29 protein-coding genes and 1 other annotated feature are annotated in these 24,245 nt (G+C 39.7%); all 29 genes read left to right on the top strand.

Features of this window, described 5'->3' with window-relative positions:
* Window positions 1-112 precede the first annotated feature (112 nt).
* The 29 genes from sigH (at window position 113) to rplX (ending at window position 24,232) form a co-directional block, all read left to right on the top strand.
* Window positions 113-748 (top strand): RNA polymerase sporulation sigma factor SigH, encoded by a 636-nt coding sequence (gene sigH, locus M948_RS42300; RefSeq protein ID WP_038246152.1) that lies wholly within the window; start codon window positions 113-115, stop codon window positions 746-748.
* Between the two features lie 72 nt (window positions 749-820).
* Window positions 821-970, top strand: coding sequence for a 50S ribosomal protein L33 (rpmG, locus tag M948_RS43060; RefSeq protein ID WP_074436695.1), 150 nt, complete (start codon window positions 821-823; stop codon window positions 968-970).
* 95 nt (window positions 971-1,065) lie between these two features.
* Window positions 1,066-1,233: a preprotein translocase subunit SecE gene (gene secE, locus M948_RS42295; RefSeq protein WP_021292727.1), complete on the top strand. Its 168-nt coding sequence runs from the start codon at window positions 1,066-1,068 to the stop codon at window positions 1,231-1,233.
* A gap of 206 nt (window positions 1,234-1,439) precedes the next feature.
* The gene (nusG, locus tag M948_RS42290; RefSeq protein WP_021292726.1) at window positions 1,440-1,976 is read left to right on the top strand and encodes a transcription termination/antitermination protein NusG; all 537 of its coding nucleotides are present in this window, start codon (window positions 1,440-1,442) and stop codon (window positions 1,974-1,976) included.
* A gap of 159 nt (window positions 1,977-2,135) precedes the next feature.
* Window positions 2,136-2,561: a 50S ribosomal protein L11 gene (gene rplK, locus M948_RS42285; protein WP_021292725.1), complete on the top strand. Its 426-nt coding sequence runs from the start codon at window positions 2,136-2,138 to the stop codon at window positions 2,559-2,561.
* A 263-nt stretch (window positions 2,562-2,824) separates the two neighbouring features.
* Complete coding sequence (rplA, locus tag M948_RS42280) at window positions 2,825-3,523, top strand: 50S ribosomal protein L1 (protein WP_021292724.1); 699 nt, start codon at window positions 2,825-2,827, stop codon at window positions 3,521-3,523.
* 47 nt (window positions 3,524-3,570) lie between these two features.
* Window positions 3,571-3,722 (top strand) — a sequence feature (ribosomal protein L10 leader region).
* A gap of 49 nt (window positions 3,723-3,771) precedes the next feature.
* Complete coding sequence (rplJ, locus tag M948_RS42275; protein WP_021292723.1) at window positions 3,772-4,272, top strand: 50S ribosomal protein L10; 501 nt, start codon at window positions 3,772-3,774, stop codon at window positions 4,270-4,272.
* A 54-nt stretch (window positions 4,273-4,326) separates the two neighbouring features.
* Window positions 4,327-4,698, top strand: coding sequence for a 50S ribosomal protein L7/L12 (gene rplL, locus M948_RS42270; protein ID WP_222860455.1), 372 nt, complete (start codon window positions 4,327-4,329; stop codon window positions 4,696-4,698).
* A 134-nt stretch (window positions 4,699-4,832) separates the two neighbouring features.
* Window positions 4,833-5,435: a class I SAM-dependent methyltransferase gene (locus M948_RS42265; RefSeq protein WP_021292721.1), complete on the top strand. Its 603-nt coding sequence runs from the start codon at window positions 4,833-4,835 to the stop codon at window positions 5,433-5,435.
* Between the two features lie 398 nt (window positions 5,436-5,833).
* Window positions 5,834-9,370 carry a DNA-directed RNA polymerase subunit beta gene (rpoB, locus tag M948_RS42260; protein ID WP_021292719.1) on the top strand — a complete coding sequence of 1,179 codons (3,537 nt, stop codon included), beginning with the start codon at window positions 5,834-5,836 and terminating at the stop codon, window positions 9,368-9,370.
* 106 nt (window positions 9,371-9,476) lie between these two features.
* Window positions 9,477-13,088: a DNA-directed RNA polymerase subunit beta' gene (gene rpoC, locus M948_RS42255; protein WP_021292718.1), complete on the top strand. Its 3,612-nt coding sequence runs from the start codon at window positions 9,477-9,479 to the stop codon at window positions 13,086-13,088.
* A gap of 180 nt (window positions 13,089-13,268) precedes the next feature.
* Window positions 13,269-13,523: a ribosomal L7Ae/L30e/S12e/Gadd45 family protein gene (locus M948_RS42250; protein WP_021292717.1), complete on the top strand. Its 255-nt coding sequence runs from the start codon at window positions 13,269-13,271 to the stop codon at window positions 13,521-13,523.
* A 128-nt stretch (window positions 13,524-13,651) separates the two neighbouring features.
* A complete protein-coding gene (gene rpsL / locus M948_RS42245; RefSeq protein ID WP_021292716.1) occupies window positions 13,652-14,065 on the top strand; it encodes a 30S ribosomal protein S12 in 414 nt (137 codons plus the stop codon).
* A gap of 42 nt (window positions 14,066-14,107) precedes the next feature.
* Complete coding sequence (rpsG, locus tag M948_RS42240; protein ID WP_021292715.1) at window positions 14,108-14,578, top strand: 30S ribosomal protein S7; 471 nt, start codon at window positions 14,108-14,110, stop codon at window positions 14,576-14,578.
* 36 nt (window positions 14,579-14,614) lie between these two features.
* Window positions 14,615-16,693, top strand: coding sequence for an elongation factor G (gene fusA, locus M948_RS42235; RefSeq protein WP_021292714.1), 2,079 nt, complete (start codon window positions 14,615-14,617; stop codon window positions 16,691-16,693).
* A 125-nt stretch (window positions 16,694-16,818) separates the two neighbouring features.
* Entirely contained in the window at window positions 16,819-18,009 is a 1,191-nt protein-coding gene (gene tuf / locus M948_RS42230; protein WP_021292713.1) for an elongation factor Tu, read from the top strand.
* A 425-nt stretch (window positions 18,010-18,434) separates the two neighbouring features.
* Window positions 18,435-18,743: a 30S ribosomal protein S10 gene (gene rpsJ, locus M948_RS42225; protein ID WP_021292712.1), complete on the top strand. Its 309-nt coding sequence runs from the start codon at window positions 18,435-18,437 to the stop codon at window positions 18,741-18,743.
* 29 nt (window positions 18,744-18,772) lie between these two features.
* The gene (gene rplC, locus M948_RS42220; RefSeq protein WP_021292711.1) at window positions 18,773-19,402 is read left to right on the top strand and encodes a 50S ribosomal protein L3; all 630 of its coding nucleotides are present in this window, start codon (window positions 18,773-18,775) and stop codon (window positions 19,400-19,402) included.
* A gap of 26 nt (window positions 19,403-19,428) precedes the next feature.
* The gene (gene rplD / locus M948_RS42215) at window positions 19,429-20,052 is read left to right on the top strand and encodes a 50S ribosomal protein L4 (RefSeq protein WP_021292710.1); all 624 of its coding nucleotides are present in this window, start codon (window positions 19,429-19,431) and stop codon (window positions 20,050-20,052) included.
* Window positions 20,052-20,339 (top strand): 50S ribosomal protein L23, encoded by a 288-nt coding sequence (rplW, locus tag M948_RS42210; RefSeq protein WP_021292709.1) that lies wholly within the window; start codon window positions 20,052-20,054, stop codon window positions 20,337-20,339. The genes rplD and rplW overlap by 1 nt, the downstream gene beginning before the upstream one ends.
* Before the next feature lie 31 nt (window positions 20,340-20,370).
* Window positions 20,371-21,201 (top strand): 50S ribosomal protein L2, encoded by an 831-nt coding sequence (gene rplB, locus M948_RS42205; RefSeq protein WP_021292708.1) that lies wholly within the window; start codon window positions 20,371-20,373, stop codon window positions 21,199-21,201.
* 55 nt (window positions 21,202-21,256) lie between these two features.
* The gene (rpsS, locus tag M948_RS42200; RefSeq protein WP_021292707.1) at window positions 21,257-21,535 is read left to right on the top strand and encodes a 30S ribosomal protein S19; all 279 of its coding nucleotides are present in this window, start codon (window positions 21,257-21,259) and stop codon (window positions 21,533-21,535) included.
* 18 nt (window positions 21,536-21,553) lie between these two features.
* Window positions 21,554-21,895 (top strand): 50S ribosomal protein L22, encoded by a 342-nt coding sequence (rplV, locus tag M948_RS42195; protein WP_021292706.1) that lies wholly within the window; start codon window positions 21,554-21,556, stop codon window positions 21,893-21,895.
* A gap of 3 nt (window positions 21,896-21,898) precedes the next feature.
* On the top strand, window positions 21,899-22,540 hold the full coding sequence (gene rpsC, locus M948_RS42190) for a 30S ribosomal protein S3 (protein WP_021292705.1): 642 nt from the start codon (window positions 21,899-21,901) through the stop codon (window positions 22,538-22,540).
* Window positions 22,541-22,558: 18 nt separating this feature from the next.
* Window positions 22,559-22,993 carry a 50S ribosomal protein L16 gene (gene rplP / locus M948_RS42185; protein WP_021292704.1) on the top strand — a complete coding sequence of 145 codons (435 nt, stop codon included), beginning with the start codon at window positions 22,559-22,561 and terminating at the stop codon, window positions 22,991-22,993.
* On the top strand, window positions 22,983-23,183 hold the full coding sequence (rpmC, locus tag M948_RS42180) for a 50S ribosomal protein L29 (protein WP_021292703.1): 201 nt from the start codon (window positions 22,983-22,985) through the stop codon (window positions 23,181-23,183). Before rplP ends, rpmC begins: the two co-directional genes overlap by 11 nt.
* Window positions 23,184-23,209: 26 nt before the next feature.
* A complete protein-coding gene (rpsQ, locus tag M948_RS42175) occupies window positions 23,210-23,473 on the top strand; it encodes a 30S ribosomal protein S17 (RefSeq protein ID WP_021292702.1) in 264 nt (87 codons plus the stop codon).
* Window positions 23,474-23,515: 42 nt separating this feature from the next.
* Window positions 23,516-23,884 carry a 50S ribosomal protein L14 gene (gene rplN, locus M948_RS42170; RefSeq protein WP_021292701.1) on the top strand — a complete coding sequence of 123 codons (369 nt, stop codon included), beginning with the start codon at window positions 23,516-23,518 and terminating at the stop codon, window positions 23,882-23,884.
* Window positions 23,885-23,920: 36 nt separating this feature from the next.
* Window positions 23,921-24,232, top strand: coding sequence for a 50S ribosomal protein L24 (rplX, locus tag M948_RS42165; protein WP_021292700.1), 312 nt, complete (start codon window positions 23,921-23,923; stop codon window positions 24,230-24,232).
* Window positions 24,233-24,245: the final 13 nt, after the last annotated feature.

The following is a 24,245-nucleotide window of genomic DNA, read 5'->3' as shown; positions in this document are numbered from 1 at the left end:
CCGCATCATTCTCCTCTTTTGCTGTGTTGACGATTATAAAGCGCTTCCTGTATAATAAGTTTTAAATTGACTGCGTGGTAGTCAGGGGGTCATCTTGGTGAGTGCCAACCATATGGAGATTGACGAGAAGCATTTGAGTATGTTGGATGATGAGGGGATATTGCAGCTTATCCATCAAGGAAATAGTCAAGCGCTGGATTATTTAATACATAAGTATAGGAATTTTGTACGGGCAAAAGCTCGAACCTATTTCTTAATAGGCGCTGATAAAGAGGATATTATTCAGGAAGGGATGATTGGCCTGTATAAGGCGATCCGTGATTATGACGGGGACAAGCTATCGTCTTTTAAAGCTTTTGCAGAATTATGTGTTACTAGACAAATTATTACAGCAATTAAAACCGCCACTCGGCAAAAGCATATTCCTCTTAATTCCTATGTATCTTTGGACAAGCCAATTTATGATGAAGAGACTGACCGCACTTTATTAGATGTGATTGCAGGATCAAAAGCCATAGACCCGCAGGAGCTTTTGATAAATAGAGAGAAGTTTGGGGATATGGAACTAAAATTATCAGAATTGTTAAGCGAATTAGAGAAGAAAGTGCTTCATCTTTATCTGGACGGTAGGACGTATCAGGAGATATCTGTGGATCTTAACCGGCATGTAAAGTCTATTGATAATGCGCTTCAACGAGTGAAGCGCAAATTAGAGCAGCTCATAGAAGGGAATGAGCTTACACATTAGGAGATATATTGACACGATATTGCAAGCGTGCTAGAGTTGATAGTAGATTATTCCCTCGTTTGAGGTGACGTTATGAACAAAAAGATAACTTTGGCATGTGCAGAATGTTCAAGTAGAAATTATACCACACATAAGAATGTATCCACACAACCTGCACGGCTGGAAGTGAAAAAATACTGCAAAGTTTGCGGTAAGCATACGCTGCACCGTGAGACGAAATAGACTCCGATGCGCTGAATATAGTATGGGGTTAGCTAGTAAGGGTCAAAAATAGATAAGGTGACCCACGATTTTCAGGTTAGGTAGGGGGTACAAGTATGTTTCGTTTCTTAAAAAATGTTTCAAGAGAAATGAAAAAAGTTAGCTGGCCAAGCGGCAAGGAATTAACTAGTTATACAATTACGGTTATTACAACAGTAGCTTTCATGGCATTATTTTTCTTTTTAATTGATCTTGGAATTACACAAATTTTGAATCTGTTATAATATTGATTGAATATTTATAGGATAAATATGCTATAATGAAGAATAATATACGACTTTTTAGAAAAACCCGGAGGAAAACGGGTTTTTTAAATTGGCAAATAAATGTAATGAGAATCAATTGAAAATTAAGGGGATATCCCCTCATTTCATATAAAATGACTAATAGTAAAAGGGAGGGAAGGACAAAGTTAGATTGTCCTAATAAAATGGAGAAAAATTGGTATGTCGTTCACACATACTCTGGTTATGAGAACAAAGTAAAAATGAATTTAGAAAAACGTGTCCAATCAATGGGGATGGAAGACAAGATCTTCCGTGTTATTGTCCCAGAGGATGAAGAAACGGAAATAAAAAATGGGAAGAAGAAAGTAACGAAGAAAAAGTTCTTTCCTGGTTATGTATTAACAGAGATGGTTATGACTGATGATTCTTGGTATGTGGTAAGGAATACACCTGGTGTAACTGGCTTTATTGGTTCAAGTGGCGGTGGAACGAAACCAACTCCATTGCTGCCAGATGAAGTAGAGAGTGTGCTAAAACGTATGGGTGTGGATGAAGCTGTCGTACAGTTTGACTTTGAATTAAAAGAAAATGTACGAGTAACAGATGGCCCCTTTACTGATTTCACAGGCAGTATTGAAAATATAGATACGGATAAACAAAAAGTGAAAGTTCACGTAAATATGTTTGGCAGAGAGACACCTGTAGAATTGGACTTCTCTCAAATTGAAAAACTATCATAAAACAACAAAAGAAAATTAGACAAACCTTGCATTATTTTAAAATCCATGCTAAAATTCTTTTGTTATTCATGTATCTACCCCATAGGTAGAACAAATTTGAGTGGGAGGGCATCACAAGGACCCTATTACCACATCACGGACTTTAAGGAGGTGTGTCTCGTGGCTAAAAAAGTAATTAAGCTTGTAAAATTACAAATCCCGGCTGGGAAAGCAAATCCAGCTCCACCAGTAGGTCCTGCATTAGGTCAGGCAGGTGTGAATATCATGGGATTCTGTAAAGAATTCAACGCACGTACGCAAGATCAAGCGGGTATGATTATCCCTGTTGAAATTACGGTGTTTGAAGACCGTTCATTTACATTTATTACAAAAACTCCACCTGCAGCTGTGCTGTTGAAAAAAGCAGCTGGTATTGAAACTGCTTCAGGTGAGCCTAATCGTAATAAAGTCGCTACAATTAAACGCGATAAAGTAAAAGAAATCGCAGAAACAAAAATGCCTGATTTAAATGCTGCTGACGTAGAAGCAGCGATGCGCATGGTTGAAGGAACCGCACGCAGCATGGGTATCAACATCGAAGACTAATCATGATGACCTATGTGCAGTCAACAGTAGCTATTTAGCTTGTTGACTAGTCAGCATTCTTACTTTGCGAAGCCAATCTTTGCATTGGAATGTTTACTGAGAGTACGGTATAGGTTGCGGTTGGGTTGCCTCTCGCAACCTTTTTCGTGAAGATGATAATTCGGTTTGGTACCAAATTATCCTCTTAAGCTTTATAAAAGCCGGGTCGTGCTTTTATAAGTGGGAGGTATAACCGTTATAACCACATTAGAGGAGGAAATAAAATGGCTAAAAAAGGAAAAAAACATCAAGAAGCTTTGAAGCTTGTTGATCGTTCAAAATCATATGAAGTAGCTGAAGCAATTGCTCTAGTTAAAGAGACTGCAAAAGCTAATTTCGATGAAACAGTAGAAGCTGCTTTTCGTTTAGGAGTAGATCCGAAGAAAGCAGATCAACAAATTCGGGGAGCAATGGTGCTTCCTCATGGAACAGGTAAATCACAACGAGTGCTTGTTTTCGCTAAAGGTGATAAAGCGAAAGAAGCGGAAGCTGCTGGTGCTGATTATGTTGGAGAGTCTGACTATATCAACAAAATTAACCAAGGCTGGTTTGAGTTTGATGTAGTAGTTGCTACTCCAGACATGATGGCAGAAGTTGGTAAACTTGGACGTGTATTAGGACCAAAAGGTCTAATGCCGAATCCAAAAACAGGAACAGTTACATTTGAAGTAGAAAAAGCTGTTCAAGATATTAAAGCGGGTAAAGTTGAATACCGTGTTGATAAATCTGCTAACATTCATGTTCCAATCGGCAAGATTTCATTTGATAATCAGAAACTTGTTGAGAACTTTGAAGCTATTACAGATACGCTTGTTAAAGCGAAGCCTCAAGCTTCTAAAGGGATGTACATGAAAAATGCATCTGTCGCTTCAACGATGGGGCCTGGAATCCGTGTTGACGTTTCAAATATGGTTCGTCGATAAAAAGTTATTGACTTTTTATTAAGAATTCGTTATACTGATTTTTGGCGATAAAAGAATATGTTGTACCGTAGACAGCAGGGACGCGCAGACGTTTAATTCATCCTGCCGAGGTGTTTATAAATAAATTGGTAATCGACTGATGTGTGATTCCAATAAAAATAAGCTCCCATGTCTGCGTGGGAGCTTTTTTAATAACTATAATTGCTTTGAGAATACGGTATAATAAGTAACTTTTAGGAGGTGGAAGAATGTCTGATATTATCGAACAAAAGAAACAACTTGTCGAAGAAATTAAAGATAAATTCTTGGCAAGTGAAACTTCAGTAGTAGTAGATTACCGAGGTTTGAATGTTGCAGAAGTAACAGAGCTACGTCAGCAACTGCGTGCAGAGGGGATAGAATTCAAAGTGTACAAAAACTCTATGACTCGCCGCGCGGTAGAGGCTGCTGAATTAAATGATCTTAGTGAAACGCTTGTTGGACCGTCTGCTGTTGCATTTAGTAATGACGATGTAGTAGCTCCAGCAAGAGTCCTGAATGAGTTTGCTAAAAAACATGAAGCACTTGAAATCAAAGGTGGCGTAATTCAAGGGAATGTTGCTACAATTGATCAAATTAAAGAATTAGCAGATCTTCCAAATTACGAAGGTATGGTATCTATGCTTCTTAGTGTGCTTCAAGCACCAATTCGTAATCTTGCATATGCTACTCAAGCAGTTGCAGATCAAAAAGAGGAACAAGGCGCTTAATTGGACCGTTTCGGTATAAACAATAAATAATTTATAAAAATTAGGAGGAAAAATATCATGACTAAAGAACAAATCATTGATGCAGTTAAAGAAATGTCTGTATTAGAACTTAATGATTTAGTGAAAGCAATTGAAGAAGAATTTGGAGTAACAGCTGCAGCACCTGTAGCAGTAGCAGGTGGAGCTGCTGGCGGTGGCGAAGCTGCTGAAGAACAAACTGAATTTGATGTAGTGCTTAATGATGCTGGCGCTTCTAAAATTAAGGTTGTTAAAGCAGTACGTGAAATCACTGGTCTAGGTCTTAAAGATGCAAAAGACCTTGTTGATAATGCACCAAAACCAGTAAAAGAAGGCGTATCTAAAGAAGACGCTGAAGAAGTTAAAGGTAAGCTAGAAGAAGCAGGTGCAACTGTAGAAGTTAAGTAATTAATTTCAATATCTGGAGCTCGTCGTATTACTGCGGCGGGCTCTCTATATATATTATAATAGAAGCTATGGAATATGCGGCTTTTAATAATAATGAATACAGCCTTCAATTTTTAATTAAAAGTAGGTGCCAAATGACAGAGCATTACTTTTCGCAAAAACCTCAAACAAAAAGTTCACCAGAAACTTGGGATTATCTATTAAACGGTAAAACTTTTACATTTACAAGTGACATCGGTGTGTTCTCTAAAAATGAAGTAGATTTCGGGAGTAAACAGTTGATTGAACAATTTAAAGAACCGGCTATTACAGGTGATCTATTAGATCTTGGTTGTGGTTATGGGCCAATTGGTATCGCAATTGCAGACAAGTATAAAGATCGCCATCTTGTTATGGTTGATATTAATGAACGTGCAATTGCATTAGCTGAGCAGAACGCTTCTCGAAATCAAGTTACTAATGTTGAATGTATGGAGAGTGATCGTTTATCCGCTGTTAAAAACAGAAGTTTTGCAGCCATCCTCACTAATCCTCCTATACGGGCGGGTAAAAAAGTAGTACACCAAATGTTTGTGGAGGCTCAACAAGTATTGAAAGAACATGGTGAATTATGGGTGGTCATTCAAAAAAAGCAAGGAGCTCCCTCTGCCAAAGAGAAACTAGCAAGTCTGTTTGGTGAAGTTGAAGTGGTTGCAAAAAACAAAGGTTATTATATCTTTCGGGCCACTAACGTTTGACCCGCCACCTCACTTGTGATAAGATAGAAAAATGCTAACATGGGGGTTCTTATGTCAAGGATTTAATTCATGAATTCACTAGGTATATTTCATTGAACTTCGGAAACAATGGTAAAATCGGAAAAAATTGGCTTTTGTTTCGCTAATTTTACTAAGTTCATAAAGTGAGGAATTTGTTTCATGAATGATCTTTCTAACTTGTTATCAGATGAACCAATAGTATACGCTTGTAATGATAAAGTATTGCAAGTCTGTTAAGTATGTTTAGCGATTTATGTTAATCGATATTCGAAAAACCAAAGGGAGCTTTTGCTTCTATTTCGGTTTTTCTAATTATATTAAATTTGGAGTAGAATTACAATCTACGAAAAAAATGTATGATTTAAGGGGTGAAGCAGTTGACAGGACAATTAGTTCAGTATGGACGGCACCGCCAGCGTAGAAGCTATGCACGTATCAGCGAAGTATTAGAGTTGCCGAATCTAATCGAGATCCAAACCGCATCATATGATTGGTTTTTAGAAGAGGGTCTACGAGAAATGTTTCAAGATATTTCACCAATTGAAGACTTCACAGGTAATTTATCACTTGAATTTGTCGACTACAGTTTAGGAGAGCCTAAATATCCAGTGGATGAATCAAAAGAAAGAGATGTAACGTACAATGCTCCGCTTCGTGTGAAGGTTCGTTTAATTAACAATGAAACTGGTGAAGTGAAAGAGCAGGAAGTGTTCATGGGTGATTTTCCATTAATGACAGATACAGGTACTTTTGTAATTAATGGTGCAGAACGTGTTATCGTTTCGCAGCTCGTACGATCACCTAGTGTTTATTATAATGAAAAAATAGATAAAAATGGGAAGAGGGGCGTTGCTGCAACTGTTATTCCTAACCGAGGAGCTTGGTTGGAGTTTGAAACAGATGCCAAAGACGTTGTTCACGTCCGTATCGATCGTACACGTAAATTGCCAATCACTGTGCTCTTACGTGCACTTGGTTTTGGTACGGATCAGGAAATAATTGACCTGATAGGTGATAATGAGTACCTAAAAAACACACTCGAAAAGGATAACACAGAAACAACAGAAAAAGCGTTGCTGGAAATCTATGAGCGCTTACGTCCTGGAGAGCCACCAACTGTTGAAAACGCCAAGAGTTTGTTAGTTTCTCGCTTTTTTGATCCAAAACGTTATGACCTTGCACATGTAGGTCGTTACAAAATGAACAAAAAGCTTCATATAAAAAATCGCTTGTTTAACCAAGTGCTAGCAGAATCGGTTGTCGATCCAGAAACTGGTGAAGTATTAGCTGAAAAAGGTGACAAGTTAGAAAGAAAATTACTAAACAAAATCATTCCTTACCTAGAACGTGAAGAAGAAAAAATCGGTGAAAAAGTACTTGAACCAAAAGATGGAGTACTGGATGATGAGATTTTACTTCAATCCATTAAAATCGTTGACCCTACTGACCCGAGCGGAGAAAGAGAATTAAATGTAATCGGAAATGCGGGTATTGATGCAGGTGTTAAGAATATTACACCAGCTGACATTTTATCTGCAATCAGTTACTTCTTTAATTTACTTCATCAAGTAGGAGACACAGATGATATCGATCATTTAGGTAATCGTCGCTTGCGTTCTGTTGGGGAATTATTACAGAATCAATTCCGTATCGGCCTGTCTCGTATGGAGCGTGTGGTTCGGGAGAGAATGTCGATCCAAGACACATCGAGTATCACGCCACAACAGTTGATTAATATTCGTCCGGTTATTGCTTCTATCAAGGAATTCTTTGGTAGCTCGCAATTGTCACAATTCATGGATCAAACCAATCCGCTTGCTGAGCTAACACATAAACGGCGTTTGTCTGCACTAGGTCCTGGTGGTTTGACGCGTGAACGCGCAGGGTTTGAAGTACGTGACGTTCACTATTCTCACTATGGACGTATGTGTCCAATTGAAACACCGGAAGGTCCGAATATTGGTTTAATTAACTCGTTATCAAGTTTTGCCAAGGTCAATAAATTTGGGTTTATCGAAACACCTTATCGCCGCGTTGATCCAGAGACAGGTAAAGTAACGGCACAGATCGATTACCTTACTGCTGATGAGGAAGATAACTATGTTGTTGCTCAGGCAAATGCCAAACTTACAGAAGATGGTCGATTTGCTGATGAAGAAGTAATTGCTCGTTTCCGTGGGGAGAACACGATTGTTCCACGTGAAAAACTTGATTATATGGATGTGTCACCAAAACAGGTGGTATCAGCTGCGACTGCTTGTATTCCTTTCTTAGAAAACGATGACTCTAACCGAGCCTTAATGGGTGCAAACATGCAGCGTCAAGCTGTACCGTTGATGCAACCTGAAGCACCGATTGTCGGTACTGGAATGGAATATGTAAATGGTAAGGATTCTGGAGCTGCAATTATTTGTCGTCACGAAGGTGTTGTAGAGCGCGTAGAAGCTAAGCAAGTACATGTTCGTAGAATCTCAAATGTAGATGGAAAAGAAGTTAAAGGTGATCTTGATGAATATAAAATGCAAAAGTTTATTCGTTCTAACCAAGGTACGTGTTATAACCAACGCCCAATTGTCAGTGAAGGTGACCGTGTAACGAAAGGTGAAATCCTAGCCGATGGTCCATCAATGGAGGACGGTGAACTTGCGCTTGGACGCAACGTTCTTGTCGGTTTCATGACATGGGAAGGTTATAACTACGAGGACGCCATTATTATGAGTGAACGACTTGTAAAAGATGATGTTTATACTTCCATTCATATTGAGGAGTATGAGTCCGAAGCACGTGATACGAAGCTTGGACCGGAAGAAATCACTAGAGACATTCCAAACGTTGGAGAAGATGCCTTGAAAAACCTAAACGAATATGGAATTATTCGCGTTGGTGCTGAAGTCTCTGATGGAGATATTCTAGTTGGTAAAGTAACACCAAAAGGGGTTACCGAATTATCAGCTGAAGAACGCCTCCTTCATGCCATCTTTGGTGAAAAAGCTCGAGAAGTTCGTGATACTTCATTACGTGTGCCTCATGGAGCTGGTGGTATTGTTTTAGATGTTAAAATCTTTAACCGCGAAGACGGTGACGAATTACCTCCAGGAGTGAATGAATTGGTTCGTGTATATATTGTGCAAAAACGTAAAATACACGAAGGAGATAAAATGGCCGGTCGACACGGTAATAAAGGTGTTATTTCTAAAATCTTACCAGAAGAGGATATGCCTTTCTTACCAGACGGTACGCCAATTGATATTATGCTTAACCCATTGGGGGTACCATCACGAATGAACATCGGACAGGTGTTTGAATTACATTTAGGTATGGCTGCAAGAGCTCTTGGTCTTCATGTTGCTACACCAGTATTTGATGGTGCGAGGGAAGAAGATGTTTGGGAGACACTTGAAGAAGCTGGCATGCCTAGAGATGCCAAAACCATTCTTTACGATGGAAGATCTGGTGAACCATTTGACAATCGTGTGTCAGTAGGTGTCATGTATATGATCAAACTTGCGCATATGGTTGATGACAAGTTACATGCTCGTTCAACAGGTCCTTATTCTCTAGTAACGCAACAACCACTTGGTGGTAAAGCACAATTTGGTGGTCAGCGTTTCGGTGAGATGGAGGTATGGGCACTTGAGGCTTATGGTGCTGCTTATACACTGCAAGAAATCTTAACAGTGAAATCGGATGATGTTGTCGGACGTGTTAAAACATACGAGGCAATTGTAAAAGGCGATAATGTACCAGAACCTGGAGTACCTGAATCCTTTAAAGTACTAATTAAAGAATTGCAAAGCCTTGGTATGGATGTCAAAATGCTGTCTAGCGATGAAGAAGAAATAGAAATGCGTGAATTAGAGGAAGAAGAAACACAGCAGGCAAGTAAGCTTAATATTGAAGTAGAAGAAAATTAAAAGCTAAATAGGTTGGCTTTACAGGAGTCAACCTAAAAGCTTTCAATTATAAATCAGATACATTGGTAGCTTGGTAAAATCGGACACTAAAAGGGAGGTTGGCCCCTTGCTAGATGTAAATAATTTTGAGTATATGAAAATAGGTTTGGCTTCACCGGAGAAAATTCGTTCATGGTCATATGGTGAAGTTAAAAAGCCTGAAACGATTAATTACCGTACACTAAAGCCTGAAAAAGATGGATTGTTCTGCGAACGAATTTTTGGGCCGCAAAAAGATTGGGAATGTCATTGCGGGAAATACAAACGAGTACGCTATAAAGGTGTTGTTTGTGACCGTTGTGGAGTAGAGGTAACGAAAGCTAAAGTTCGTCGTGAACGTATGGGTCACATTGAACTAGCAGCACCAGTATCCCATATTTGGTATTTTAAAGGAATCCCAAGCCGAATGGGTCTTGTTTTAGACATGTCGCCACGTGCGTTAGAGGAAGTAATTTACTTCGCTGCGTATATTGTGACAGAAACTGGGAATACACCTTTAGAAAAGAAACAATTATTGTCTGAAAAGGAATACCGGGCTTATTACGATAAATACGGAAAATCTTTTAAAGCCCAAATGGGTGCAGAAGCAATCCGTAAGTTACTGCAAGACATTGACTTAGAAAAAGAAGTAGATGTATTAAAAGAAGAGTTAAAAACAGCACAAGGACAGCGCAGAACACGTGCTATTAAGCGATTAGAAGTATTGGAGTCTTTCCGCCATTCTGGGAACGAAGCATCTTGGATGATTTTAGATGTTTTACCAGTTATTCCACCGGAAATTCGTCCAATGGTTCAACTAGATGGCGGTCGTTTTGCTACATCAGATTTAAATGACCTATATCGCCGTGTAATCAATCGGAACAACCGACTAAAACGTTTGTTAGACCTAGGTGCACCGAGCATTATTGTTCAAAATGAAAAGCGTATGCTACAAGAAGCGGTAGATGCATTGATTGATAATGGCCGCCGTGGTCGTCCGGTAACCGGTCCTGGAAATCGTCCACTAAAATCTCTTTCCCATATGTTGAAAGGGAAACAAGGACGCTTCCGTCAAAACCTATTAGGTAAACGTGTAGACTACTCTGGACGTTCAGTAATCGTCGTTGGGCCACATTTGAAGATGTATCAATGTGGATTGCCAAAAGAAATGGCGCTAGAGCTTTTCAAACCATTTATCATGAAAGAACTTGTAGAAAAAGGGATTGCACATAATATTAAATCGGCAAAACGGAAAGTTGAACGCGTGCATCCGGAGGTTTGGGATGTTTTAGAAGAAGTAATTAAAGAGCATCCAGTATTGCTTAACCGTGCACCAACGCTACACAGGTTAGGTATTCAAGCTTTCGAACCTACACTAGTGGAAGGTCGTGCGATTCGACTGCATCCGTTAGTATGTACAGCTTATAACGCCGACTTTGATGGTGACCAAATGGCTGTTCACGTACCGTTATCTGCAGAGGCGCAAGCAGAAGCAAGAATTCTTATGTTAGCTGCGCAAAACATCCTTAACCCGAAAGATGGGAAGCCGGTTGTTACTCCATCTCAGGATATGGTATTGGGTAACTATTATCTTACACTTGAACGCGAGAATGCTATTGGCGAGGGTTCTGTGTTTAATGATTTAAATGAAGCATTGCTAGCTTACCAAAATGGATATGTTCACTTGCACACTAGAGTGGCAGTGCACACTTCTGGATTAAGCAATAAATCTTTCTCAGATGAACGCCAATCTCAATTATTGATTACGACAGTTGGTAAGTTAATTTTTAACGAGATTTTACCAGAGTCGTTCCCGTATATTAACGAACCTACACAGGCTAATCTGGAGGAACGTACCCCAGAAATGTACTTTGTGGAAAAAGGAACAGACATTAAAGAGGTTATTCAATCTCGCGAAATCATAAAACCGTTCAAAAAAGGATTCTTGGGTGATATTATTGCTGAAGTCTTTAAACGGTTTAAAATTAGCGAAACCTCAAAAATGTTAGATAGAATGAAAGACCTTGGCTTTAGTTACTCTACAAAAGCGGGTATGACCGTAGGTATTTCTGATATCGTGGTACTTCCAGAGAAAGAAGAAATACTCGAAGAAGCACAAATGAAAGTAGATAAAGTCCTGAAACAGTTCCGTCGTGGTCTGATTACAGATGATGAACGTTATGATCGAGTTATTTCTGTCTGGTCACAAGCGAAAGATACCATTCAAGATAAGTTAATGCACTCACTTAGCAGTAGAAACCCTATCTTTATGATGAGTGATTCTGGTGCAAGGGGTAACGCATCTAACTTTACGCAGCTTGCCGGTATGCGTGGGCTAATGGCAAACCCAGCTGGTAAGATTATTGAATTACCGATTAAATCAAGCTTCCGTGAAGGGTTAACTGTATTAGAGTACTTTATTTCTACGCACGGTGCTCGTAAAGGTCTTGCTGATACAGCATTGAAGACGGCCGATTCTGGTTACCTAACAAGACGACTTGTTGATGTTGCACAAGATGTTATTGTTCGCGAACAAGACTGTGGTACGGATCGAGGGTTAACCGTATCTGCTTTACAAGAAGGTTCGGAAATGATTGAACCATTAATTGATCGTTTAATCGGACGTATAGCATTCTATGAAGTGAAACATCCTGAAACCAACGAAGTACTTGTTGAAGCTGACGCCTTAATTTCTGAGGATCAAGCGAAACAAATTACCGAAGCGGGTATTGAGAAGGTAACGATCCGCAGTGCGTTTACTTGTAACACCAAACATGGTGTTTGCCAAAAATGTTATGGTCGAAACCTAGCAACTGGTGCTGACGTTGAAGTTGGTGAAGCAGTAGGAATTATTGCCGCTCAATCTATCGGTGAACCAGGTACACAGCTAACGATGCGTACATTCCATACTGGTGGTGTTGCTGGAGACGATATTACTCAAGGTCTACCGCGTATCCAAGAATTATTTGAAGCGCGTAATCCGAAAGGGCAAGCGGTTATTAGTGAAATTTTCGGTACGGTACATGAAATCAAGGAAGTAAAAGACCGACAAGAAGTGGTTGTTCAAGGTGAAGTCGAACAACGTTCCTATACCGTTCCTTATAATGCTCGACTTAAGGTTACTGTGGGCGATGAAATCATTGCAGGTCAAGAACTAACAGAAGGTTCGATTGATCCAAAAGATCTCTTACGCATTCAAGGTGTAGAAGGCGTGCAAGACTACTTGCTACGGGAAGTTCAACGAGTTTACCGAATGCAAGGGGTAGAAATTGGTGATAAGCACGTAGAAGTAATGGTACGCCAGATGCTTCGTAAGATCCGTGTAACAGATTCTGGAGATACGAATGTACTGCCAGGATCGTTGTTAGAGCTTCATCAATTTAGAGATGCCAACCACACGGTGCTAAATGAAGGATATCAACCTGCTATTGGAAAACCGGTATTACTTGGTATTACAAAAGCATCTCTTGAAACAGATTCATTCTTATCTGCAGCATCCTTCCAAGAAACAACAAGAGTTCTTACCGATGCAGCAATTAAAGGTAAGCGCGATGAATTACTTGGTCTTAAAGAGAATGTTATTATTGGTAAACTTGTACCAGCTGGTACGGGAATGCAGCGATATCGTAAAGTACAACCAGCAACTGATGAACCAATAGAAGTTGAAGAAGTAGAAGAAACAACAGAAACTGTACAATAAGAAAATGACTCCTTGCATATCGTAATTGATATGTGAGGAGTCCATATAGTACAGTATAAAAAGGACAAGTGAGCTTGACGGAAGTGTAAAAATATCTATTTTTATATTGACATAAAAAAATGCCAGTGATAGAATATTCAAGGTGCTTCCGATTATACTTGTTGCTTTGGAGGATATGGAATGTCTTATGAAAAAGTAATGCAAGTTCAATCAAGGGTAATTATCGGATTAAAGCAAACACTTAAAGCCATGAAAAATGGTGAGATAAGTGAAGTGTTTATTGCTGATGATGCTGATCAACATATGACACAAAAAGTTTCAAGTTTGGCTAAAGAGCTTGATATCCCATGTCATTATGTGGATTCTAAAGAAAAACTCGGAGCTGCATGTGGCATTGAGGTGGGGGCATCAACAGTGGCAATTAAACATGGATAGTTTTGACGAAAAATCGTTAAAACTTTGTTTTTTGCCAAAAGATGAACCACCTGGATGTGTGGAATTAAACATCCCGCTAAGATCATTAGTTGAACAGATGATATAGATAAAGAAAGGAGGAAAATAGAATGCCTACTATTAATCAGCTTGTACGCAAAGGACGCGTAAGCAAACCAAAGAAGTCTGACTCTCCAGCACTTAATAAAGGGTACAATAGCTTCAAAAAGAAATTCACAGATCAAAATTCTCCACAAAAACGTGGCGTTTGTACTCGTGTTGGTACACTAACACCTAAGAAACCAAACTCAGCGCTTCGTAAATATGCACGTGTACGTCTTTCTAACAACATGGAAGTAACTGCATATATCCCTGGAATTGGTCACAATCTGCAAGAGCACAGTGTTGTACTTCTACGTGGAGGTCGTGTTAAAGACTTACCTGGTGTACGTTATCACATTGTTCGTGGTGCGCTAGATACTGCAGGTGTAGAAGGACGTAAACAAGGTCGTTCTAAATACGGTACGAAAAAATCAAAAAAATAAGTAAGTGACTATATACCAGACAGAAGAAAGGAGGAAGGACATATGCCACGTAAAGGACCAGTACCTAAACGCGATGTCTTGCCAGATCCACTTTATCAATCAAAATTAGTGACTCGTTTAATTAACCAAATTATGGTTGATGGAAAAAGAGGGAAAGCTCAAAAAATTCTTTATCGCGCATTTGAACTTGTTTCAGAAAGAAGCGGTCAAAATGCAATGGAAGTATTTGAGCAGGCAATGAAAAATGTAATGCCAGTTCTTGAGGTTCGTGCACGTCGTGTTGGTGGATCTAACTACCAAGTACCGATGGAAGTACGCCCGGAACGTCGCCAAGCATTAGGTCTACGTTATATCGTGAATTATTCTCGCCTACGCGGGGAAAAAACAATGGAAGAACGCCTTGCAAACGAAATTTTAGATGCTTCTAATAATACAGGCGCTTCTGTTAAAAAACGCGAAGAAATGCACAAAATGGCGGAAGCTAACAAAGCATTCGCACACTATCGCTGGTAATTTAAAACAAACCCAAGCTAGGAAGGAGAAGAATACATGGCTAGAGAATTCTCCTTGGAAAAGACGCGTAATATTGGTATTATGGCACACATTGATGCAGGTAAGACCACTACTACCGAGCGTATTCTTTTCTATACAGGACGTATTCATAAGATTGGTGAAACACATGAAGGTGCTTCACAGATGGACTGGATGGAGCAGGAGCAAGAACGCGGAATTACAATTACTTCCGCAGCAACGACTGCTGCTTGGAAAGAACATCGTATTAACATCATCGATACACCTGGACACGTAGACTTCACTGTAGAAGTTGAACGTTCTTTACGTGTACTTGATGGTGCAGTAACGGTTCTTGATGCCCAATCTGGTGTTGAACCACAGACAGAAACAGTATGGCGTCAAGCAACAACTTATGGTGTACCTCGTATTGTATTCATTAACAAAATGGATAAAGTCGGTGCTGATTTCCTTTATTCGACCGGAACATTAAAAGAGCGCTTAGGTGCTAATGCACATCCGGTTCAGTTACCAATCGGTGCTGAAGATGATTTTGAAGGTCTGATTGACTTGATCACCATGAAAGCATTCTATTATGAAGATGATCTTGGTACTCGTGCAGAATCACGTGAGATTCCTGCAGAATATAAAGATAAAGCTGAAGAACTTCGTGCTAGCCTAATTGAGGCTGTTTCTGAACTTGATGAAGACTTAATGATGAAGTATTTAGAAGGGGAAGAAATTTCTAACGAAGAACTTAAGCTGGCAATTCGTAAAGCTACACTAAATGTTGAGTTTTATCCAGTTTATGCTGGATCAGCATTTAAAAACAAGGGTGTTCAATTAATGCTTGATGGTGTTATTGATTATCTTCCTGCTCCAACGGATGTAGCTGCTATTGAGGGTATTGTACCTCAAACAGAAGAAGAAGTAACTCGTCCTTCTGATGATAATGCACCATTCTCTGCGTTAGCATTTAAGGTTATGACGGACCCGTATGTAGGGAAACTTACTTTCTTCCGCGTATACTCTGGGACATTAGATTCCGGTTCTTACGTGAAAAACTCTGTGAAGGATAAACGTGAGCGTGTAGGACGTATTTTACAAATGCATGCGAATTCGCGTGAAGAGATCTCTAGAGTTTATGCTGGTGAGATCGCAGCTGCAGTTGGTTTAAAAGATACATCTACTGGTGATACTCTTTGTGACGAGAAAAACCTAGTTATTCTTGAATCCATGGAATTCCCAGAACCAGTACTTGGTGTAGCAATCGAACCAAAAACAAAAGCAGACCAAGATAAAATGGCAATTGCTTTAGGAAAATTAGCCGAAGAAGATCCAACATTTAAAACGGAGACAGATGAAGAAACAGGGCAAACCATTATCTCTGGTATGGGTGAACTTCACCTTGATGTCATTGTTGACCGTCTAAAACGTGAGTTTAAAGTAGAAGCGAATGTTGGTGCTCCACAGGTTTCTTATCGCGAAACATTCCGTTCATCTGCTGAAGTTGAAGGGAAATTCGTACGTCAGTCTGGTGGTCGTGGACAATACGGTCACGTTTGGGTTAAATTTGAACCAAACGAAGAAGGCGCTGGCTTCGAATTTGAAAATAAAATTGTTGGTGGGGTAGTTCCTAGAGAATATATTCCTTCTGTACAAAATGGTATCGAAGAAGCATTGGAAAATGGTGTATTAGCTGGCTATCCATTAATCGATGTGAAAGCAACACTATATGATGGTAGTTACCATGACGTTGACTCAAACGAGATGGCGTTTAAAGTTGCTGGTTCATTAGCACTAAAAGCTGCTAAAAACAAATGTAGCCCAGTTCTACTTGAGCCTATTGCAAAAGTAGAAATTGTTATCCCAGAAGAGTACATGGGAGATATTATGGGTGATGTTACAGCACGTCGTGGTCGTGTAGAAGGAATGGAAGCGCGTGGACCACTTCAAGTTGTTAAAGGTTTCGTGCCTTTAGCTGAAATGTTCGGTTATGCAACGGCTCTACGTTCTAACACACAAGGTCGCGGAACATTCACAATGCATTTTGATCATTATGAAGAAGTACCTAAGAGTATTTCTGAAGAAATAATTAAGAAAAATGCAGGCGAATAATTGATTTTTTAATTAATCTAAAGTATAACTTGTATTAAAGGCTAAGAAATGATAGGAAGTATTGTTTCTTAGCTAACCATAAATATTAAAAAAACACTTTTACTTATTTAAAGGAGGAACTATAAATGGCTAAAGAAAAGTTCGATCGCTCTAAAAGTCACGTGAACGTTGGTACAATTGGACACGTTGACCATGGTAAAACTACGTTAACTGCAGCAATTACAATTGTAATGCACAAAAAATCTGGTAAAGGTACTGAAATGGCTTATGACCAAATCGATAACGCGCCAGAAGAGAAAGAGCGTGGAATCACTATCGCAACTTCTCACGTAGAATATGAAACTGACACTCGTCACTATGCACACGTTGACTGCCCAGGACACGCTGACTATGTTAAAAACATGATCACTGGTGCTGCTCAAATGGACGGCGCTATCCTAGTAGTATCTGCTGCAGATGGTCCAATGCCACAAACTCGTGAGCACATCCTACTATCTAAAAACGTTGGGGTACCTTCCATCGTTGTATTCCTTAACAAAACAGATATGGTAGATGACGAAGAGCTTCTTGAACTTGTTGAAATGGAAGTTCGTGACCTATTAACAGAATACGATTTCCCTGGTGATGATGTACCAGTAATCAAAGGTTCTGCCCTTAAAGCAATTGAAGGAGATGCAGAATACGAAGAGAAAATCGTTGAACTTATGGCTGCAGTTGATGAGTACATTCCAACTCCAGACCGTGACAAAGATAAACCATTCATGATGCCAGTTGAGGACGTATTCTCAATCACTGGTCGTGGTACAGTTGCTACTGGTCGTGTAGAACGTGGTGAAGTACGTGTTGGTGATGATGTTGAAATCATCGGCCTTAACGAAAAAGCTGCTAAAACTACTGTAACTGGTGTAGAAATGTTCCGTAAGCTTCTAGATTACGCTGAAGCTGGCGATAACATTGGTGCACTACTACGTGGTGTAGCACGTGATGATATCAACCGTGGACAAGTGTTGGCTAAACCAGGTTCAATCACTCCACACACGAAATTTAAATCTGAAGTTTACGTACTATCTAAAGAAGAAGGTGGACGTCATACTCCGTTCTTCCAAAACTATCGTCCACAATTCTATTTCCGTACTACTGACGTAACTGGTGTTATCACTCTACCAGAAGGTACTGAAATGGTTATGCCTGGAGATAACATTGAAATGACTGTAGAGCTTATTTCTCCAATCGCTATTGAAGATGGTACTCGCTTCTCTATTCGTGAAGGCGGACGTACAGTTGGATCTGGCGTTGTAACTGAAATTAACGAGTAATTAAAAAAACCGTAGATGTAACATTCATCTGCGGTTTTTTATTATGTTGATTTCGTATTATTTTTTTGAACTTCTCAACAAGGTCTAAACCTATTTATAGCATGCTTTTTAGTGCAAGAAACCTTAACTCAGAAATGAAACTTGCAGATTGCTAAAAATTTCTGCTTACTACTAATAGAAAATTTCTTTCATCCCTTGCAATCACTAGCTATAACAAGTATAATACATAAATGTGCAATTACCTATAAATTATCGATAAAGGGTTGCATTGACCAGCTATATTCTATATAATAAGAATGTTGGTCATCAGAGGCGATGAAGCGGAAGGTTGTTGGCACACCCGGCCCCTTTGCCATGGCGAGTGGTTAAGAAATTTCCGCGGAGTATGTCTATACGAAATATGGGCGAAAAAAGGAGGGAAAATAATGGCAAAAGAAAAAATTAGAATCCGTTTGAAAGCTTATGATCACCGTATTTTAGATCAATCAGCTGAAAAGATTGTAGACACAGCGAAACGTTCCGGAGCAAATGTTTCTGGTCCAATTCCGTTGCCTACAGAAAAATCAGTTTACACTGTATTACGTGCGGTTCATAAATACAAGGATTCACGTGAGCAATTCGAAATGCGTACACATAAACGTCTAATCGATATTGTTAACCCTACACCGCAAACGGTCGATTCACTAATGCGTCTTGACTTACCATCTGGTGTGGATATTGAAATCAAATTATAATTCTTTTTTATAAATAGGAGGTGTAACGGATGACGAAAGGAATCTTAGGTCGTAAAATCGGCATGACTCAGCTTTTCTCTGAAACTGGTGAATTAATTCCCGTAACAGTAATTCAAGCTGAGCCAAATGTTGTTTTGCAAAAAAGAACAATGGAAAATGACGGTTATGAAGCACTACAACTCGGTTTTGCTGATGTAAAGGAATCACGTACTAATAAGGCGGAAAAAGGTCATGCTGAAAAAGCAAACACAACCCCTAAGCGCTACGTTCGTGAAATCCGTAACGCAAATCTTGACGAACATGAAGTAGGTCAAGAAATCAGCGTGAATGTTTTTGAAGCAGGAGAAAAAATCGATGTTACTGGTACAACGAAAGGGAAAGGATTCCAAGGTTCAATTAAGCGTCACAACCAACAACGTGGCCCAATGTCCCATGGTTCCCATTTCCACAGAAGTCCTGGTGCACTTGGTTCTATTGACCCAATGCGCGTATTTAAAGGAAGACCTCTTCCGGGACGTATGGGTGGAGATCAAGTAACGATTCAAAACCTTGAGGTTGTAAAAGTAGACGAAGAAAGTAATCTTCTATTAGTGAAAGGGAATGTCCCTGGAGCGAAAAAATCATTCGTGAAAATAACAAGTACTATTAAGGCTAACTAATCATACACACGAAGGGAGGATATGTCATGCCTAAAGTAGCACTATTGAAACAAGACGGTACACAAGCTGGCGATTTAGAATTGAACGATGCTGTATTCGGTATTGAGCCAAATACGCATGTTTTACATGAAGCAGTAGTTATGCAAGGTGCATCTACACGCCAAGGGACGCATGCGGTTAAAAACCGTTCTGAAGTTCGTGGCGGTGGTCGCAAACCATGGCGCCAAAAAGGAACTGGTCGTGCACGTCAAGGATCTATCCGCTCACCGCAATGGGTAGGTGGTGGAACTGTATTCGGACCAACTCCACGCAGCTATAGCTATAAATTACCGAAGAAAGTACGTCGTTTAGCAATGAAATCTGCATTGTCTTCAAAAGTAAAAGAAGATAATCTTGTTGTTTTGGAAGGTATTGCAATGGATGCTCCAAAAACAAAAGAAGTAGTAAAAATGTTAGAAGCTTTGAGCATTGATACGAAAGCTTTGATTGTAGTTGCTGAGAAAGACGAAACAGTCATCCGTTCAGCAAATAATCTTCAATCAGTAACTGTATTAACTGTTGAAGAATTAAATGTTCTAGACTTGCTTGGACATGACAAGCTGATCCTAACGAAGGATGCAGCTGAAAAAGCAGGGGAGGTGCTTGCATAATGAAAGATCCACGTGATATTATAAAGCGCCCTGTCATTACGGAGCATTCAGCTGATTTAATGGCAGAAAAAAAATACACGTTTGAGGTAGCTCCAAAAGCAAACAAAACAGAAATTAAGAATGCTGTAGAATTAGTTTTCGGAGTGAAGGTTGTAAAAGTTAACACATTAAACCTAAAAGGTAAGTTTAAGCGTATGGGTCGTTACGGTGGATATCGCCCAGATCGTAAAAAAGCTATTGTCGAGCTTTCGGAAGATAGTAAAGAACTAGACTTCTTTGAAGCATAAAAAAAGAAATTCGTAAAAGGAGGGAAAAAAGATGGCGATTAAAAAGTTTAAACCAACGTCCAATGGTAGACGTAATATGTCCGTATCTGACTTTGCTGAAATCACTACAGATACGCCTGAAAAATCCCTTTTAAGCCCTGTTTACAAACGCGGCGGTCGTAATAATCAAGGGAAATTAACTGTTCGTCATCAAGGTGGCGGCCACAAGCGTCAATACCGTATCATTGACTTCAAACGTGATAAAGATGGTATACCAGGACGCGTTGCTACTGTTGAATATGATCCAAACCGTTCAGCTAACATTGCGTTAATTAACTATGCTGATGGTGAAAAACGTTATATCCTTGCTCCTAAAGGAGTAAAAGTAGGTCAGGAAATAGAGTCTGGCGAAAATGCTGATATCAAACTTGGTAATGCTTTGCCACTGGCTAACATTCCTGTCGGTACAATTATTCACAATGTCGAGTTGAAACCAGGTCGTGGTGGGCAACTAGCACGTTCAGCTGGAGCGGATGCTCAAATTCTTGGACGTGAAGACAAATATACGTTGGTTCGTCTAGCATCAGGAGAAGTTCGTTTAATTCTATCTACTTGTCGCGCAACTGTAGGTCAAGTTGGTAATATTGAGCATGAACTTGTACGTGTTGGTAAAGCAGGTCGTTCTCGTTGGTTAGGCAAACGCCCAACTGTACGCGGATCTGTAATGAACCCTAATGATCACCCGCACGGTGGTGGTGAAGGACGTGCTCCTATCGGTCGTAAGTCACCAATGTCACCTTGGGGTAAACCAACACTTGGGTATAAAACGCGTCAACGTAATAAGCCAAGTGATAAATATATCGTTCGTAAGCGTAAAAAATAGTTAAATCTAGTGGCGGGACATCACCCGTCTCTCAATTGCGAAAGGAGGTTTATCCATGGGTCGTAGTTTGAAAAAAGGACCTTTTGCAGATGACCATCTGATGTCAAAGATTGAAACGTTAAATGAAAGTGACAAAAAACAAGTAATTAAGACTTGGTCACGCCGTTCTACTATATTCCCTACTTTTGTTGGCCACACCATTGCTGTGTATGACGGACGCAAACATGTACCGGTTTACATCACAGAAGATATGGTTGGACATAAATTAGGAGAATTCGCGCCAACACGCACTTACAGAGGGCACGGTGGCGACGATAAGAAAACAAAACGCTAATGAGAGGAGGCACACAACATGCAAGCTAAAGCCGTTGCTAAATCGGTTCGTATTGCTCCTCGTAAAGTACGTTTAGTCGTTGATCTTATTCGAGGAAAAAATGTTGGTGAAGCAATTGCGATATTACGCCATACACAACGCGGTGCTTCTCCAGTCGTAGAAAAAGTATTAAATTCTGCTGTAGCTAATGCAGAACATAATTATGAGATGGATACAGACAATCTAGTGATTTCAGAAGCATATGTCAATGAAGGTGCTACTTTGAAACGTTTCCGTCCACGTGCACAAGGACGTGCAAGTAGAATCAACAAACGCACTAGCCACATTACAGTTGTGGTAACAGAAAAGAAGGAGGGATAGTCAGTGGGTCAAAAAGTAAATCCAACGGGTCTTCGTGTCGGTATTATTAAAGACTGGGAGTCTAAATGGTACGCAGGCAAAGATTATGCAGACTTACTACATGAAGATATTAAAATAAGAGAATATCTTGAAAACCGTCTATCAATTGCTGCTGTTTCTTCTATCGACATTGAGCGTGCAGCAAACCGTGTAAACATTACAATTCATACTGGAAAACCAGGAATGGTAATTGGTAAAGGCGGTTCAGAAGTAGAAGCGCTACGTAAATCATTGAACAGCTTAACTGGCAAGCGAGTTCATATCAATATCGTAGAAATTAAAAAAGTAGACTTAGATGCGACGTTAGTTGCTGAAAATATTGCTCGTCAATTAGAGAATCGTATTTCTTTCCGTCGTGCTCAGAAACAATCTATTCAACGTGCAATGCGCGCTGGGGCTAAAGGGATTAAAACACAAGTATCTGGTCGTCTTGGTGGAGCAGATATCGCTCGTGCGGAACATTATAGCGAAGGAACAGTACCACTACACACACTTCGTGCTGACATCGATTATGGCACAGCAGAAGCAGACACAACCTATGGTAAATTAGGTGTTAAAGTGTGGATCTATCGTGGAGAAGTCCTTCCAACTAAATCAGAAAAATAAGGAAGGGGGCAATGCATTATGTTAATGCCTAAACGTGTGAAATATCGTAAACAACATCGTGGTAAAATGAGAGGCCAAGCTAAAGGTGGCACTACTGTGGCTTTTGGTGAATATGGTTTACAAGCAACAGAAGCTACTTGGATCACTAGTCGTCAAATCGAAGCTGCTCGTATTGCAATGACACGTTACATGAAACGTGGCGGTAAAGTTTGGATCAAAATCTTTCCTGATAAACCATACACTGCAAAACCCCTAGAAGTTCGTATGGGTTCCGGTAAAGGTGCTCCTGAAGGATGGGTAGCAGTAGTGAAACCAGGGAAAATTATGTTTGAAATCGCAGGTGTATCAGAAGAGGTTGCTCGCGAAGCGTTGCGTCTTGCTTCTCATAAACTTCCGATTAAAACTAAGTTTGTAAAACGTGAAGAAATTGGTGGTGAAAGCAATGAAGGCTAATGAAATTAGAGAACTAACCACTGCCGAAATTGAACAAAAAGTGAAATCGTTAAAAGAAGAGTTATTTAATTTGCGTTTCCAACTTGCGACTGGTCAATTGGAAAATACGGCACGTATTCGTGAAGTAAGAAAAACAATTGCTCGCCTTAAAACTGTTGTACGCCAACGTGAACTTAGCGTAAATAACTAGAAATCTGAGAGGAGGTTACCCTCAAAATGACTGAACGTAATAATCGTAAACTTTACACAGGCCGTGTTGTTTCTGACAAGTCGGATAAAACAATCACTGTTTTAGTTGAAACTTATAAGTTTCATAAATTGTACGGTAAACGTGTTAAGTATTCTAAAAAATTCAAAGCACATGATGAGAATAACCAAGCAAAAACTGGTGATATCGTAAGTATCATGGAAACTCGTCCGCTATCAGCTACTAAACGTTTTCGTCTCGTTGAAATCGTTGAAGAAGCGGTAATTATATAATAAAGTTCGCTCGGAAGGTATCCGAAGGGAGGTCACAGCGATATGATTCAACAAGAAACTCGTTTAAAAGTTGCAGATAACTCTGGTGCACGTGAATTGTTGACCATTAAGGTGTTGGGTGGATCTGGACGCAAGACTGCTAATATTGGTGATGTTATTGTTTGTACTGTAAAAGAAGCAACACCAGGAGGCGTTGTCAAAAAAGGTGAAGTTGTTAAAGCTGTCATCGTACGTTCAAAATCTGGTGCACGCCGTAAAGATGGATCATATATTCGTTTTGATGAAAATGCAGCGGTAATTGTCCGTGATGATAAAAGTCCAAGAGGAACTCGTATCTTCGGACCAGTCGCACGTGAATTACGTGAAGCAAAATTCATGAAAATCGTATCTCTTGCTCCAGAAGTATTATAAGCTTAAAAATTAGCCTTGTTAGGAGGTGCGTTAAGCATGCATGTAAAAAAAGGTGATAAAGTAAAAGTTATTTCCGGTAAAGACCGTGGAAAAGAAGGCACTATCTTAGAAGCATTTCCCAAGAAGGATCGTGTGCTCGTAGAAGGAATCAACATGATTAAAAAACATGCGAAACCTTCACAAGAGAATCCGCAAGGCGGTATTCTGAATCAAGAAGCAGCTATCCATGTTTCTAATGTAATGCTAATAGACCCTAAATCCGGAGAACCAACTCGTGTTGGCCATGAAGAACGTGATGGAAAGAAAGTCCGCATCGCTAAAAAATCCGGTGAAGCGTTAGATAAATAGTTTCAGGCGAAAG

The sequence above is a fragment of the Virgibacillus sp. CM-4 genome (genome assembly GCF_000445495.1).
Classification (GTDB): domain Bacteria; phylum Bacillota; class Bacilli; order Bacillales; family Amphibacillaceae; genus Virgibacillus; species Virgibacillus salexigens.
Note: the sequence above shows the minus strand (reverse complement) of the source record. Positions and strands in the feature narration are given on the sequence as shown.